The sequence below is a fragment of the Bradyrhizobium elkanii USDA 76 genome, from assembly GCF_023278185.1.
Classification (GTDB): domain Bacteria; phylum Pseudomonadota; class Alphaproteobacteria; order Rhizobiales; family Xanthobacteraceae; genus Bradyrhizobium; species Bradyrhizobium elkanii.
In genome coordinates this window covers 4,778,741-4,793,792 of the sequence record NZ_CP066356.1, presented here as the reverse complement: position 1 = coordinate 4,793,792, position 15,052 = coordinate 4,778,741, and the positions used below count along the sequence as shown (strand labels likewise).

Genomic DNA, 15,052 nt, shown 5'->3' with positions numbered 1-15,052 from the left:
GGAGCGCACCAAGTCAACCGGACCGGCACGTCAAATCGGCGTTTAGGGCGTTTTCGAGCGACGTGGACACCGGCTCGCGTGAAGAAAACGCGTCAAAACAGCAAGCTGGGGTATCGGTTCTGATTTTGTCAGACCGAAGCTGTGGGACATTTGGTGAGCTGAATGAGGGCTGCCAGGCCCAACGGCGGGAGCCAGCCTCGCGCCGACTGCGGTGCTAGCGCCCGCGGCGGAGCTAACGCCCGCGGGATACTCGCTCGATCTCGGCCTTGACGATCCGCTCGACCAGCCCGGGCAGATTGTCGTCCAGCCAGGACTTCAGCATCGGCCGCAGCATCTCCTTGACCAGATCCTCAAGCGTCCGCGCATTGTTGCTCAGCACGGTGTTGGCCAGCGAGTTGAAGGCCGACTCGACGGCCCGCATCGTGGTTCCCGAGATGATCTGCTGCATGGGCGCGGTCTCGATCGCCGGCGGCTCCCGGGCCGGTTCCGGCGCCCGGCTCCGCGCTTCCGTGAACTCGACGTCGTCCTGCGGCTCGACCTTGCGGAACGACGGCGCGGCCGCCGGGTCCGGCAGTGCCATCTCGTCGGTGAGTTCGAACACGTCGGCTTCGGGCTGGGCTGCGGGCTGCGGCGACGGCCTGATCTCGGCCGCGGGCGTCGCCTCGTCGAGGCTGGCGAGCAGCGAGTCGATGTCGTCCTGACTGTTGCTGGCCGCCGGTGCCGGCGCAGGCGGCGGCGATTTCGGCGCGGGCGCGGCGGCCTTCGCGGCCGATGGCGCTGCGGGCGGCGGGCTCTTCATCGCGGGCTTGGCTGCTGGTGCTGGCTCGACCTTCGGCGCCGGCGCTGCAGCGGCGGCCGCAGGCTTCTCGGCCGCGGCCGGCTTCGCCTCGTCGTCGGCAATGATGCGACGGATCGACGCCAGGATCTCCTCCATCGAGGGCTCTTGGACCTTCGCAGGTTGCGTCATCTCCGACTCCACATCGAAACGATTTTACATCAAGCCCGAGAGGATTCGCCGGTTCCGATGATGCGGGCGGAGATTTTCATTGCTCCCGCCCGACTTGTCCCCAGATCAAGCCCGCCCGAGGCTTTGCGCAAGCTTCGTGTCGCCCAATGCAGCGTGATCACAGGTGGCGTCGCACCTGTCATCACGCTACGCCGGCGCGCCGCGAATCGCCTTGCTGCCCGACAAAACGGTATGTCAGGCCAATTATCGAATGCAAGCAAACGCGCCTGTTTGTGGTCCTGATTAACTCAGAACCACAAACATGACGCGACAAGCGATGATGATGCGAAGGTGTTTAGCGGCCGTCGGGCGTGCGTACGCCGGCCCAGTTGTCACGAACCTGCTGGTAATGCACGCTCGGATCGTAGACGTTGGTCGAAAGACCCATCACCTGCGGCGACAAGCGGCCAACTGCGCTCAGCACGTTATAGGACGCGACGACGCGGTCGTGCTGCGCGGTGACCAGCGCGTTGCGGGCGTTGACGAGCGCCTGCTGCGCGTTGAGCACGTCGAGCGTGGTGCGCTGACCGGCCTTGGCCTCTTCGCGCACGCCGTTCAGGGCGATCTCCGACGCGGTCACCTGCGCCTGTGCCGATGCCACCTGCGACTTGCCGGCGACCAGCTGGCCCCATGCGGTGACGACGTTGGCGCGCGCCTGATCGCGGGTCTGTTCGAGAACGAGGCGCTGCTGCGCCAGCGATTCCTTGGACTGGCGGATCAGCGAGTATTCCGCACCGCCCTGGTAGAGCGGCACCGACAGCTGGACCGCCGTTCCCGCGCTGAATGCGCGCTGGCTGATCATGGTCTGCTCGTATTGCTGCTGCACGGACGTTTGCAGGTTGACCGACGGGAACAGCGCACCTTCGCTGACCTTGACCTGCAGGAAGTTGACGTCGACGCCGTACATCGCCGAGGTGACGTTCGGATTCTGGGTCAGGCTGAGTTCGACGGCGGCTGCAAGCGTCGTTGGCAGGAAGCGGTCGACCGGCGAGCCCGGCGCGAGATTCTGCGGCTCGTTGCCGATGATGCGGCGGAAATTCGATCGCGTCGTCGTCAGGTTCGATTCGGCAGTGAGCTGCTGGGTTTTGCCAGCCGCAAGCTGCGCTTCGGATTGCGCGACGTCGGTCCGCGTCACTTCGCCGACATTGAAGCGATCCTGGGTCTGCTTCAGCGTCTGTTCCAGCACGCGCGTGTTGCTGCGCTGAACTTCGACGATGGCGGAGTCGCGGAGATAATCCATGTAGATCGTGGCCGCGCTCAGGATCACGGTTTGCTCGAGCACACGCAGGGCCTCGCGGGCCGCCGAGACCTGGCTTTCCGCCGCGCGCACCCTGGGCGCGTTCTGCGCGTTGAACAGCGACTGGTTGACCGTGAGGCCTGCGCTGCGTGGCGCGTTGGCGCCATGGATTTGGGTGCGGACAAGATTGTTCGCGTCGCCGCCCTGTGTCGTCAGCGTATCGGTGTATTGGTACCCCGCGCTTGCCGTCAGTGCGACTTTCGGGCGGTAGCCCGACAGTGCCTGCGGAACGTTCTCGTCAGTTGACCGCACCTGCGCGCGTTGCGCGTTCAGCTGGGGATTGTTCTGGTAGGACCGCACCAAAGCGGCCTCGATTGTATCGGCGAGTGCGGGCACAGGGCCCATCTCCGCCAACAGAAGGACGGCAGTCGCAGCCGCGGTGACAACCTTCACCCCACGCATCCCCGGAAATCCAATCATTGTAGTCGCCGTCTCCACACGCAAATCAGTCCGGCGGTCGCTTCAGTCGAAGTGAGTCCCGCCTCACCTTAGTCCGCAGCTAGGGCCAACGGAACTACCCCGCAACGGAACACGGTCGAAACTCTTCACATGGGGCAAACGGGCCACACTTCTGATTCGGAACGGGATTTTATCAGCCGGTGCGCCGCGATAGCGTCAGAACACGAAGGCGGGAACTCGCTCGAATCCCGGCAAAACGGGGGCCGAGGCGTCGAACAGCTCGCGATGGCCGAAATCCCCGTGGGAGTGCGTCACCAGGGTGGCGCGCGGCGGCGGCAACAGGCCGAACACCCCGACCAGCCGGCCCCCCTCCTTGAGCTGGCCGAACAGCCCGGTCGGGACGATTTCCGTCGCACCATTGAGGATAATGACGTCAAACGGGGCGCCCGCGGCATTGCCGTCGGCGGCCGCAGCCGTTTTGACGGTGATATTCTCGATCCCGAGCTGGGCGAAGGCTGTGGTCGCCTTTTCGGCAAGCGCCGGATCGCTTTCGGTCGCGCTGACGTCTGCGGCAAAGCGCGCCACGACGGCGGCGGCGTAGCCGGTCGCGCAGCCGACCACCAGGACGCGGTCGGTGGACTTGATCTCGGCGGCCTGGAGCATCCGGGCGAGCAGCGCCGGCGTGATCAGGCAGCGCCGCGTCGCACCGCCCTCGGCAACATCGAGGTCGAGGTCGAGATAGGCCAGCGCCTGCTTGTCGGCCGGCACGAAGACCTCGCGCGGCACGGTCAGCATGGCATCGAGAATACGATCATCGGTCACGTCGCTCGGACGCACCTGACCATCGACCATATACTGGCGCGCGGTCGAAAAACCGGTCATTGGCGGAGACCCTGCAAGTCGCGGCATTGCCGCTGGAGAAGCTAGAACAGGGCCATCTTTTGGAACAAGCTCCGCCAAAACGCAACACGCCGCTGGCGCGCAAACGCGCTTCCAAAACGCGCTCCACGGCGCGGTCTATTCGATCGTGACGGCGAGTCGGCCGATCAGGCGGGCCACTTCATCGAGATGCTCGGAATCATGCTCCTCGACGGCCCTCGCGAGCCGGCGAACGCACTCATCATCGCTGATGTCGGGGGCATCGTTCGGAACCAGCGTCGGCTGCGGCATCGACAGGTCGATCAGGTTAATGGCCATCAAAATCACCTCTCAGGACCCGGCGAGAGCAAGTGTCGACGGCTATTGAGTCGATTTGACGACGTTTTCGGCCTGTCCGCTGCGGACCACGGGCTTGTGATTGTTGATGGGGCCAGACCGAACTGGCTCCCCGGGCTGGATTCGAACCAGCGACCATTCGATTAACAGTCGAATGCTCTACCGCTGAGCTACCGAGGAATAGGCGAACATCTGTTCGCGAGCGGGCAGCGTATAACAAAGCCTTTCGGCCTTGCAAAGAACCAAATGGCTCCTCCGGCGAAACTTTAGCGCGCACGGTAAGCCTCTGCGATACAAGGGCTTACCCATCTCCCGGCGTGGTACATGCCCAGCCCGCCGGCCCGGCCGCCGCTCCTGCGGGCGCCTGGAAACACCGCCAGCGCGGCGGTCGCGCCGCGCCCGTGATTCTGTCAGGGGCGCCATAGCCCAGTTCCTCGCGCAAACGGGGCGGGCTATCGCCCGGCAATGGCGACGATGAACAGCGCGGTCGCGGCCAGCGAGGCGATGGTCCGCACGTGGTTCCAGAAGGTCCAGTCAGTGAGATAGCGCGCCCAGACCGATGTCGCCGACGTGCCCACCGGGTCGGTAGCCGCAAGCTGATCGTTCAGAGGAACGTTGAAGACGACCGTGACGACGAACATGCCGACCACATAGAGGCCGCCGCCGCAAATCATCGCAATCGCGCCCGGCTCTTGCCATCTGAGCCCGCCGAGCACGACCAGCACGGCGCAGGACAGCGTGGTGCCGAGGAACACCGGCATGAACGGCGAGCGGACGATATCGACATTGATCGCGTTCATCGCCGAGATGCCGGCAGCCTGATCGATCCGGCCGAGCGCGGTCATGACGAAAGCCGAGAACGCGAAATAGAGCCCGGCGAGCAAGCCGCAGCCGAGCGCGGAAAACCACAGCAAGCCCGAGGTCAGGATCTGGCGCATCGTTCCGCCTCCAAATGCGAGATATACTCGTATTTGTGAAACGCGATAAACTCTCGTATTAGAGCCGTCAACCCCGATCGCAGGGAAGAGAGAGATGTCGAGACGAAAGGCCGCGCCCGCGGAAGTCCCCCTGCCCGGGCTGGCGCGGCTTGCCCCGACTCAGCAGCGCAGCCGCGAGCGCTTCGAGCGCATCCTCGCCTGCGCGGCCGAGATCATGGCGGAAAAGGGCAGCGAGGCCTTCCGCATGAGCGACATTGTGGCGCGCAGCGGCGTCGCATTCGGCTCGCTCTATCAATATTTCCCGGACAAGGCCGCAATCATCGGCACCCTGGCCGAACGCCATAACGCGGTCGGGCGCGATTGCGTCAGGCGCGATCTGGCCGCGGTGGCGACCGCGCGCGACCTGCACCCGGCGCTTTGCCGGATCGTCGACAGCTACTACGAGATGTTCATGCGCGAGCCTGTCATGCGCGACATCTGGCAGGCGACGCAGGCCGACCGCGCCCTGCAGAAGCTTGATGCGGACGACATGGCCGTGCTCTCCGGCCTGTTGTCCGACGCGATCAGGCGGATTGCGCCCGACATGCCGACTGCCGCCCTCGCCACCTTTTCAGCACTGACCATGACGCTGATAGCCGCCGCCGTGCGTCACGCGATCGCGCTGCCACCGCGGAAGGCGCGGCAGGCGCTGACGCAGTTCAAGACCATGCTGCCGCACGACCTCGCCGGGCTGACATAACTGCGCGCAAACGTCGGGAATTTCCTCCGGCCCGAGGCGATCAACAGCGGGCGGAGGCGATTTGCGCTGTTGGGCGCTGCCCGCAGCGCGCAACGCTGCCCACTGGAGAAACCATGTCGGCAAGAGTCGAGGATCGAGGCGGCCTGCGTCCCGCGATGCACGCCCTCATTGTCACGGCTCCCTAAAATTCCTGCGATATTTGACGGCTATGAGTCTTGCCGGGAATTCCGGGCAGAGTTTTTCGCAAGATGTGATCTGTCTCACATGAGGTGCGGCCACGCCGACCTAGGTTCCCGAAGGGGTCACCAACGGTTTATTAACCAACACGGGCGCCATCGTTCTTTTCATAAAATTCGAACGAATCGCTCAATCCGGACCGAAGACAGTTTTGCGACCATGGCGCTCTCGAACCTCGGAGAGCGCGATGAGCGAAGTCGAATTTGATCTGCTGCTGGACGCCGTGCGAACGGCGATCGCGCCCATTGCTCAGGAGGATCTTGTGGCTCAGCCCTCGCCCCGCATTCAGCCGCCACCGCGCGCGGCCAATGACAACCAGGCGCCGTGGCCGCTGATTCCGTTTCCTGAAGGTTGGTACGCCGCGAGCTAATGCGGCTTCTCATTGGCTGGCTGCAAGCCATTGATGAGATGAGTGGAGGCCACGACCAGAATTGAACTGGTGTACACGGTTTTGCAGACCGTTGCGTAACCACTCCGCCACGTGGCCCCGACGCGGGCGGATTGATACAGACCCACAAGGGCTTAGGCAAGGCGGCCAAGTCGCCTTTTCGCAGATTTCCGAAACTCCCGTTCCGTGTGATTTCCGAAACTGTCGTGCCCGGTCTGTTCTGGCTAGGCTCCCGGCATAGCCAGAATACCGGATCGAAACCCCGCCACGGCTGAGTACCAGTTCCCTTCGTCATGCCGCGGCGGCTCGAAGAGCGCAGCGAAGCCCTCATAGTGAACGACGCCGCCGAGCGCATGCTGGCGTTTGCGCAATTCGAGGACGGCCCACACCCACTGCGACTTTCATGAAGCAGTTGAGCAAGCATGACGCCAAGCGCATGGCCAAGCAGCGAGATGAGAAACCAAGATTTATGTCGCCGGCTGTGGCGATTAGTGAGCGGGTAACCCTGGCTTAGGATCTACACCCGCAAGGGTTGCTACAAACCGACGCAACGTTAGAAGTTGCAGCTCGCACTGCGACTGCGACGATTGGAATTCGTATCACAGGTTGAGCATGGGCCCGATCCATAGGCGGCGGCCAGATCTGAAGGCGCTCACAGGGCTTCGTGGATTGGCTGCAGCAATAGTTGCCCTGGCGCACTTCAAGATGCCGATGCCGTATTATCTGAATTGGCCCAATGCGGCCGTCGATCTGTTTTTTTGCTTGAGCGGCTTCACGCTCGCCTATGCCTATCCCCGGAACTCGTTTCAGTTCTCGAATTTTATGGTGGCTCGCATAGCGAGGCTCTATCCATTGTATCTGCTAACGCTCGTCATCACAGGAGCGATGTGGCTGTTCCTCGCTCCGGCCAACTATCTGCGTGAGGCGGCCGTATTCGATCTGGTCCTGCAACTGCCCCTGCTCAATTCATGGCCGATCATAGGATCCGGGGTGCATTGGAATACTCCGGCGTGGTCGATCTCCGTCGAATGGTTTTGCTACATTCTGCTGTTTCCAATACTGCTGCAGTTAAGAGCCCCACGCTCGGTAGCAGCGAAGCTGCTGTGCATCATGGGCTTGTCGACCGCAGCCCACCTCATGTTCACGAACTATTTCGACGTACGCACGCTGGCGGTCCAGCTCTATGTCCCCGAAAGCCAATGGAGCTATTGGGTAAATCTGTGTCGGGGGGTTTGTGGATTCACCGCCGGGTGGATTGTGTTCGCAAGCTTTGAGAAGCGGGACGGGCTCTATGTCTTCTGCACAAGATATTCAGCGGCGATCTGGGCTGGTTTCGTTGTCATTTTGACACTGGGTTACTATGGCCTCGTGGCGTCGCAGGCCGTTTTGTTTCTCTTGCCACTCATCGTGCTTGCCGCGACAGCTCAAACCTCGGCCTCATCTCGCCTTTTGGCGTCCCATGTTCTGCATTTTTTGGGGCTGATCTCGTACTCGGTCTATATGGTGCATCTCATCGTTTTCGCGGTATTCGTCCGCTTCGCGCCCGACCATTGGCCAGTGCTGACCTATACCGTCCTCATCGTAACGACGCTTGTCGTCTCGACCGTCACCTACTTCAAGATCGAGGTGCCCGCGCGCGACGCCATCCGGAGGCTCGCTCACCGCCGATCGACAGCGCCTGAAGGGACGGAATTTCCCGAGCCAGCGGCAGTCCACCCAACTGCGGTCCGGTTCCCACAATCAGGTTGCTAGTGAGAAATACCCCGCCAGCGCCAAAGGCATTTGGCTTGGTAGACCGTCCGCAACCGCCAGTTGGCTCCGATAGGCAGCCAAGCCGGATGGCTAACGCCGGCGCCTCCGGAAATCCCGCTTCTTTGGTTTTGGCGCCAATTCCGGCATTTTGGCCTGCACTTCCCGGAACCTGGCCAGCATGCGCTCGAAACTACCTGACAACGTCGCGGCAATGTCCGGCCGCTTCTCCAGCCCTGCCAGCAGGATCGCGGCCGCCTCGATGGTGGCCAGGCCGTCGCGGCGCGGTTCCCGGCGGAGTTGGCCGTAGAGCGAGGGCCGTTTCGGCCCGAGAATCACTCGCTGGCACTTCAGCATCCAGGCATTGCGCCACCACAGCGCCTTGGCCTGACTCCAGGTACCGTCGAGCAGCACGATGCCCTCGATGTCGGAGAGGATCGCGCGCTGATGCGGCTCGAGTTCGCCCTTGCGGTTGATCGCAACGATCTCGGCATCGGTATCGAGATCCTCGACCTTGGCCGAGCCAAGATAGAGCACCGCCCAGCGCGACGGATCGGGCACCGGCCGGCCGAGCGCCTTGGCAAGGCTCGGCCAGGACAGCCCGATCCGGACCACGGCGTTCTCGAAATGCCGCGCCAACAGTCGCGCGGTGCCGAGCGCCCTGTCCTGCTCCTGCGGATGGATCAGGATCAGGAGCTGGATGCGGCTCTCGATCGGCGTAACGCTGTCGCAGATGCACAGCGGCAGCGGCTTGCCGCAATGCGGGCACTCCTCGATCTCGGCGACAATATCGGTTTTTGCTTCGGTCGGTTCGGACATCGCTCCGCTATACGCTTGCAACCGCGCAATTCAAACTATTCCGCGGGTGCGTGCACGCCTGACGGCTCGCGGCGCTGGCGCAGCCGGTCGATCAGCAGATAGATCACCGGGGTGGTGTAGAGCGTCAGGATCTGCGACACGAACAGGCCGCCGATGATGGTGATGCCGAGCGGCCGGCGCAGCTCGGTGCCCGGGCCGGTCGCAATGACCAGCGGAATGCCGGCGAACAGCGCGGCCATCGTCGTCATCAGGATGGGACGGAAGCGCGCGCGGCAGGCCTCGAAGATCGCGTCCCGCGACGACAGGCCCTGATGCCGCTCGGCTTCGAGCGCGAAGTCGACCATCATGATGCCGTTCTTCTTGACGATGCCGATCAAGAGGATGATGCCGACGAAGGCGATCACCGTCAGCGGCGTGTTGGTCACCTGCAAGGCGAGCAAGGCGCCGAGGCCGGCCGACGGCAGCGTCGAGATGATCGTGATCGGATGCGCCAGGCTCTCATAGAGCACGCCGAGCACGATATACATCGCGACCAGCGCGCCGAGGATCAGCAGCGGCTGCCGCCCGCTGGTCTTGTTGAAATCGCCGGCATTGCCGTCGAAGCTGCCGCGAATGCCCTCGGGCATGTGCAGCTCGTCGACCGCCTGCTGGATGTTCGTCGTCGCGACCTCCAGCGGCACGTCCGGCAGCAGGTTGAACGACACCGTGGTCGAGGGGAAGCCGCCGGAGTGATAGACGGCGAGCGCCGACAGGCCGCGCTGGTAGTGCACCAGCGCCGACAGCGGCACCTGCACGTCATTGGCGCCGGCAACATAGATGCGCTCGAGGTTCGACGGATCGCTCTGGAATTTCGGATCGATCTCGAGCACCACCACGTACTGGTTGCGCTGGGTGTAGATGTACGAGATCTGCCGCTGCGAGAAGGCATTGTTGAGCGCGTTGTCGATGTCCTGCACGCGGACGCCGAGGCTGGAGGCGGTCTTGCGGTCGATCACGAGGTTGAGCTGCAGGCCACCGGGATCGCGGTCGGAGGAGACGTCCGTGATTCCCTCCACCGTCTCCATGCGCTTGGCCACGATCGGCGCCCATTTCTGCAACAGCTCGAGGTCGGTCGAGGCGAGCGTGTACTGGTAGTCGGAATCGCTCTGCCGGCCGCCGGTGCGGATGTCCTGGGCGGCGAACATGAACAGGCGGATGCCCGGCACCATGAACAGGTTGCGGCGCAGCCGGTCGATCACCTGCGCGGTCGACAGGCCGCCCCGCTCCTCCGGCGGCTTCAGGCTGATGAACATGGTGCCGCGGTTGGAGGTGGCGCCGCCCGGACCGCCGCCGGAGCCGACCGACGAGCCGATGCCGGCGACCGCGGGGTCGGCCATCACGATGTCGGCGAGCCGCTGCTGCAGCTGAAGCATCGCCTGGAACGAGATATCCGCCGACGCCCGCGTCGAGCCGATCACAAAGCCGCTGTCGTCGGTCGGAAAATAGCCCTTCGGCGTCTTGATGTAGAGCGTCACCGTCAGCGCGACGGTGGCGAAGAACACCACCAGGGTCAGGAAGGGATAGCCGAGCACGATCCGCAGCGTCGATGCGTAGAACGCCACGACACGGGACAGCGTGCCTTCGATGACGCGGTCGTACCAGGTGGCGTGATCCGAGGTCGCCTCCCTGATGTAATGCGCGCAGATCATCGGCGTGATGGTCAGCGACACCACGGTCGAGACCGCGATCGCGAACACCAGCGTCAGCGAGAATTCGCGCAGCAGCCGCCCGACGATGCCATCCATGAAGATCAGCGGCGTGAAGGCCGCGATCAGCGACAGCGAGATCGACAGCACCGTGAAGCCGATCTGCTTGGCGCCTTCGACCGCGGCCGGATACGGCGCCATGCCCTGCTCGAGATTGCGGTACATGTTCTCGATCATCACGATGGCGTCGTCGACCACGAAGCCGACGGAGATCGCCAGCGCCATCAGCGACAGATTGTCGATCGAGAAGCCGGCGAGCCACATCCCGGCGCAGGTGCCGGCCAGCGCCAGCGGCACCGACACGCCGGCGGCGATCGTCGGCACCACCCGGCGCAGGAACACGAACACCACGATCATCACAAGCACAGCGGTCGCCAGCAGCGTGAACTGCATGTCCTCGACGCTGGCGCGGATCGTTCCGGTGCGATCGACCAGGGTCGAGATCTCGACGCCCGCCGGAATCCATTTCTTCAGTTCCGGCAGCATCCTGCGAACGCCGTCGACGGTGTCGATGACGTTGGCGTCGCCCTGCTTGGTGATCTGGATCAGCACCGCCGGCTGCTTGTTGAACCAGGCGATCGAGCGCGAGTTGCGCACGGAATCCTCGACCTCGGCGACGTCGGCGAGGCGGACGTAATTGCCGTTCGAGCTCTTGATGACGACGTCGCGGAATTCGGCCGCGGTGCGCATCTGCTTGTTGATCGAGAGCGTCTCGCTCAGCCGGCCGCCATTGAAGATGCCGACCGGCCCCAGCGGGTTGGCATTGATGATCGCGAGCCGGACGTCGTCGGTCGCGATTCCGGCGTTCGCCAGCGACACCGGGTTGAGCGCGATGCGCACCGCCGGCTGGTCGGCGCCGCTGACGGTCACCTCGCCCACTCCCGGCACCTGCGAGATGCGCTGCGCCAGCACCGTGTCGGCGACGTCGTACATCGCGCTGGTCGAGATCGTCTTCGAGGTCAGCGCCAGCACGAATACCGGCGACGCGGCCGGGTTGGCCTTGCGGAACCTGGGCAGCGACGGCAGGTCGCTCGGCAAATCGGCGAGCGAGGCGTTGATCGCGGCCTGCACGTCGCGCGCGGCGCGGTCGATGTTGCGGCCGATCGAGAACTGCACCTGGATGCTGGTGGTGCCGAGCGAGCTCGTCGAGGTGATCTGGTCGACGCCCGAAATAGTGCCGAGCTTGCGCTCCAGCGGTGCGGCAACGGTCGCGGCCATCACCGAGGGATCGGCCCCCGGCCGGCTCGCCGACACCCGGATGGTCGGGAAATCGACATTCGGGACCGACGACACCGGCAGGAAATGGTAGGCGACGATCCCGACCAGGAACAGCCCGATCGCAAGCAGGGTGGTGCCCACCGGCCGGCGGATGAAGGGCTCCGAGATCGAGATCACTGCATGCCCTCGGTGGCGCCCGCGATCGGCGGGCCGCTGGGACCCGGCTCCGGCACGGCCCGCTCGATCCGGCGGTTGAGGCGGTCGAGCGCCAGATAGATCACCGGCGTGGTGTAGAGCGTCAGCAACTGGCTCAGCAGCAGGCCGCCGATGATCGAAATGCCGAGCGGGAAGCGCAGTTCGGCGCCGGTGCCGCTTTCGATCGCGAGCGGCAGCGCGCCGAACAGCGCCGCCAGCGTCGTCATCATGATCGGGCGGAAGCGCAGCAGGCAGGCCTGCACGATGGCGTCATAGGACGACATGCCCTGGTGACGCTCGGCCTCCAGCGCGAAGTCGATCATCATGATCGCGTTCTTCTTGACGATGCCCATCAACAGGATGATGCCGATCAGGCCGATCACCGAGAGGTCCTGCCCGCACAGCATCAAGGCGAGGATGGCGCCGACGCCGGCTGAAGGCAGCGTCGACAGGATGGTGATCGGGTGGATGTAGCTCTCATAGAGCACGCCGAGCACGATGTAGATCGTGATGATCGCCGCCAGGATCAGCCAGGGCTGCCCGGCGAGCGAGCGCGCGAATTCGGCGGCGTCGCCGGAATAGATCCCGACGATGCTGCCGGGCATCCCGATCCTGCTCTCGATGGCTTTTACGGCCGCGACCGCGTCGCCCAGCGCCTCGCCCGGCGCCAGGTTGAAGCTGAGCGAGACCGACGGGAATTGCGCCTGGTGCGAGATCGCGAGCGGCGCCGTGGTCCGGACCAGCGTCGCCACCGCCGACAGCGGCACCTGCGCGCCGTTGGCGCCGGGCAGATAGAGCTTGTCGAGGATCGACGGGTCGCGCTGATACATCGGCAGCGCTTCGAGCACGACGCGGTACTGGTTGGCCTGGCCGTAGATCGTCGAGATCTGCCGCTGCGCGAAGGCATCGTTCAGCGTGTCGGTGACGCCCTGCAGACTGACGCCGAGCTGGCCGGCACGCTGGCGGTTGACGTCGAGCGCCGCGCGCAGGCCACCCTCCTGCGCCTCCGAGGAGACATCGCGGAAGATCGGGTCGCGCCGCATCTCGGCGACGAGCTTTTGCGCCCATTGCGAGACCTCGGCGGCGTCGGTCGCGGTGAGCGTGTACTGGTATTGCGAGCGGCTCGACTGGGTCGAGATCTGCACGTCCTGCACCGGCTGGAAGTACACCGTCATGCCGGGCACCGCCGCGACTTTCTGCTTGAGGCGCTCGATCACCTTGACGACGCCCTCGCGCCGCTCGTCGAGCGGCTTCAGCGTCATCACCAGACGGCCGACATTGGTGGTCGGATTGACCGAGCCCGAGCCGATCACCGAGACCACGCCAACCACATCAGGATCGGCCTTGATGATGTTTGAGACCGCGCTCTGACGCCGCTGCATCTCGGCGAACGAGACGTCGGGTCCGGCCTCGGTCACCGCCGTGATCGACGAGGTGTCCTGCAGCGGCAGAAAACCCTTCGGCGCCAACACATACATGATCAGCGTCAACGCGATGGTCGCGAACGTCACCAGCAGCGTCGCGCGCTGGCGCCGCAGCACCCAGAGCAGCGTTCGATGGTAGAACTCCACCATGCGGTCGATGAAACGGCTGACCGCGGCCAGGCCCGGGACCGCCATCTCCTCATGGATGTTCTTGAGCAGCCGCGAGCACATCATCGGCGTCAGCGTCAGCGAGACGATCGCCGAGGTCACCACCGCGATCGTCAAGGTGAGCGCGAATTCGCGGAACATGCGACCAACCAGGCCGGACATGAACAGCAGCGGGATGAACACCGCGATCAGCGACACCGTCAGCGAGATCACGGTGAAGCCGATCTCGCTGGCACCCTTCAGCGAGGCCTCCATCACCGTCTCGCCGCCTTCCATGTGGCGGACGATGTTCTCGATCATGACGATGGCGTCGTCGACCACAAACCCGGTTCCGATGGTCAGCGCCATCAGCGACAGGTTGTCGAGGCTGAAGCCCGCGAAATACATGATGCCGAAGCTCGTGATCAGCGACAGCGGCAGCGCGACGCCGGCGATCAGGGTCGCGCGCAGCGACCGCAGGAACAGGAGCACCACCAGTGTCACCAGCACGACACTCAGGATCAGCGTGAACTGCACGTCGCGCACCGAGGCGCGAATCGTCACGGTACGGTCGGAGACGATGGTCAGCTTGACGCCGGCCGGGACCGCCCGCTGCAGCCGCGGGATTTCGCCGCGGATCTGCTTGACGACGTCGATGACATTGGCGCCCGGCTGGCGCTGGATGTCGATGATGACGGCCGGCGTGCCCTGGTACCAGCCGCCGGTGCGGTCGTTCTCCAGCCCATCGACGATCTGGGCAACGTCGCCGATCGTGACCGGCGAGCCGTTGCGATAGGCGATGATGATCGGCCGGTAGGCGTCGGCGGCGGCGATCTGGTCGTTGGCGGCGATGGTGTAGGATTGCTGGGCGCCGTCGAGCGATCCCTTCGGCCCAGACACGTTGGCGCCGGCGATCGCGTTGCGCAGATCCTCCATCGCAATGCCATAGGCCGCAAGCCGGGCCAGATCGGCCTGCACGCGCACCGCCGGCTTCAGGCCGCCGAGGATCGAGACCCGGCCGACGCCGGAAATCTGGCTCAGCCGTTGGCCGAGGATGGTGTCGGCGAGATCGCTCATCGCCCGCAGCGAGATCGTCTCCGAGGTCAGCGCGAGCGTCATGACCGGCGCGTCCGCCGGGTTCACCTTGGCGTAGACCGGCGGATACGGCAGCGTCTTCGGCAAGATGCCGGCGGCGGCGTTGATCGCGGCCTGCACATCCTGCGTGGCGCCGTCGATGTCGCGGTTGAGGTCGAACTGCAGCGAGATCTGGCTGACGCCGAACGAGCTCGTCGAGTTCATCGACGACAGTGACGGGATCTGCCCGAGTTGCCGCTCCAGTGGCGCCGTGATCAGCGAGGCCACCACGTCGGGGCTCGCGCCGGGCAGTTGCGTCGTCACCTGCACGGTCGGGAAGTCGACCTGCGGCAGCGCCGAGACCGGCAGCGCCCAATAGCCGAGCGCACCGCCGATCATCAGGGCGATGCCGAGCAGCGAGGTGGCGATCGGCCGGCGGATGAACGGTTCGGAGACGCTCAT

General features: G+C 64.5%; 11 protein-coding genes and 2 tRNA genes. 3 read left to right on the top strand and 10 right to left on the bottom strand.

The annotated features are described in order from the left end of the window. Positions 1 to 232: 232 nt before the first annotated feature. The 6 genes from JEY66_RS23365 to JEY66_RS23340 all read right to left on the bottom strand — a co-directional run bounded on the left by JEY66_RS23365 (position 233) and on the right by JEY66_RS23340 (position 4,855). Complete coding sequence (locus tag JEY66_RS23365; RefSeq protein ID WP_018271708.1) at positions 233 to 967, bottom strand: PopZ family protein; 735 nt, start codon at positions 965 to 967, stop codon at positions 233 to 235. Positions 968 to 1,301: 334 nt separating this feature from the next. Beyond that, on the bottom strand, positions 1,302 to 2,705 hold the full coding sequence (locus JEY66_RS23360; RefSeq protein WP_026192785.1) for a TolC family outer membrane protein: 1,404 nt from the start codon (positions 2,703 to 2,705) through the stop codon (positions 1,302 to 1,304). A 213-nt stretch (positions 2,706 to 2,918) separates the two neighbouring features. After that, positions 2,919 to 3,584 carry a protein-L-isoaspartate O-methyltransferase family protein gene (locus tag JEY66_RS23355; protein ID WP_018271709.1) on the bottom strand — a complete coding sequence of 222 codons (666 nt, stop codon included), beginning with the start codon at positions 3,582 to 3,584 and terminating at the stop codon, positions 2,919 to 2,921. 135 nt (positions 3,585 to 3,719) lie between these two features. Continuing rightward, positions 3,720 to 3,899 carry a hypothetical protein gene (locus JEY66_RS23350; RefSeq protein ID WP_016842100.1) on the bottom strand — a complete coding sequence of 60 codons (180 nt, stop codon included), beginning with the start codon at positions 3,897 to 3,899 and terminating at the stop codon, positions 3,720 to 3,722. Between the two features lie 123 nt (positions 3,900 to 4,022). Then, positions 4,023 to 4,097 (bottom strand) — tRNA-Asn (locus JEY66_RS23345). Between the two features lie 272 nt (positions 4,098 to 4,369). Next, positions 4,370 to 4,855, bottom strand: a complete 486-nt coding sequence (locus JEY66_RS23340; RefSeq protein WP_016842101.1) for an anthrone oxygenase family protein — start codon at positions 4,853 to 4,855, stop codon at positions 4,370 to 4,372. A 94-nt stretch (positions 4,856 to 4,949) separates the two neighbouring features. Here JEY66_RS23340 and JEY66_RS23335 point away from each other — a divergent pair, with 94 nt between their 5' ends. Then, entirely contained in the window at positions 4,950 to 5,594 is a 645-nt protein-coding gene (locus tag JEY66_RS23335; protein ID WP_016842102.1) for a TetR/AcrR family transcriptional regulator, read from the top strand. 424 nt (positions 5,595 to 6,018) lie between these two features. Beyond that, complete coding sequence (locus JEY66_RS23330) at positions 6,019 to 6,201, top strand: hypothetical protein (protein ID WP_016842103.1); 183 nt, start codon at positions 6,019 to 6,021, stop codon at positions 6,199 to 6,201. A gap of 43 nt (positions 6,202 to 6,244) precedes the next feature. On the opposite strand, the gene JEY66_RS23325 is transcribed toward JEY66_RS23330, so the two are convergent. Beyond that, positions 6,245 to 6,318, bottom strand: a tRNA-Cys gene (locus JEY66_RS23325). 513 nt (positions 6,319 to 6,831) lie between these two features. On the opposite strand from JEY66_RS23325, the gene JEY66_RS23320 reads away from it, so the two are divergent. Beyond that, positions 6,832 to 7,971 (top strand): acyltransferase family protein, encoded by a 1,140-nt coding sequence (locus JEY66_RS23320; RefSeq protein ID WP_016842105.1) that lies wholly within the window; start codon positions 6,832 to 6,834, stop codon positions 7,969 to 7,971. Positions 7,972 to 8,061: 90 nt separating this feature from the next. On the opposite strand, the gene JEY66_RS23315 is transcribed toward JEY66_RS23320, so the two are convergent. Genes JEY66_RS23315 through JEY66_RS23305 form a run of 3 tightly spaced genes read right to left on the bottom strand, consistent with a single transcriptional unit; the run spans position 8,062 to position 15,052 of the window. Continuing rightward, entirely contained in the window at positions 8,062 to 8,787 is a 726-nt protein-coding gene (locus tag JEY66_RS23315) for a tRNA-uridine aminocarboxypropyltransferase (protein ID WP_016842106.1), read from the bottom strand. A 35-nt stretch (positions 8,788 to 8,822) separates the two neighbouring features. Next, positions 8,823 to 11,927 (bottom strand): efflux RND transporter permease subunit, encoded by a 3,105-nt coding sequence (locus JEY66_RS23310; RefSeq protein WP_018271710.1) that lies wholly within the window; start codon positions 11,925 to 11,927, stop codon positions 8,823 to 8,825. Next, complete coding sequence (locus JEY66_RS23305; RefSeq protein WP_018271711.1) at positions 11,924 to 15,052, bottom strand: efflux RND transporter permease subunit; 3,129 nt, start codon at positions 15,050 to 15,052, stop codon at positions 11,924 to 11,926. Before JEY66_RS23305 ends, JEY66_RS23310 begins: the two co-directional genes overlap by 4 nt.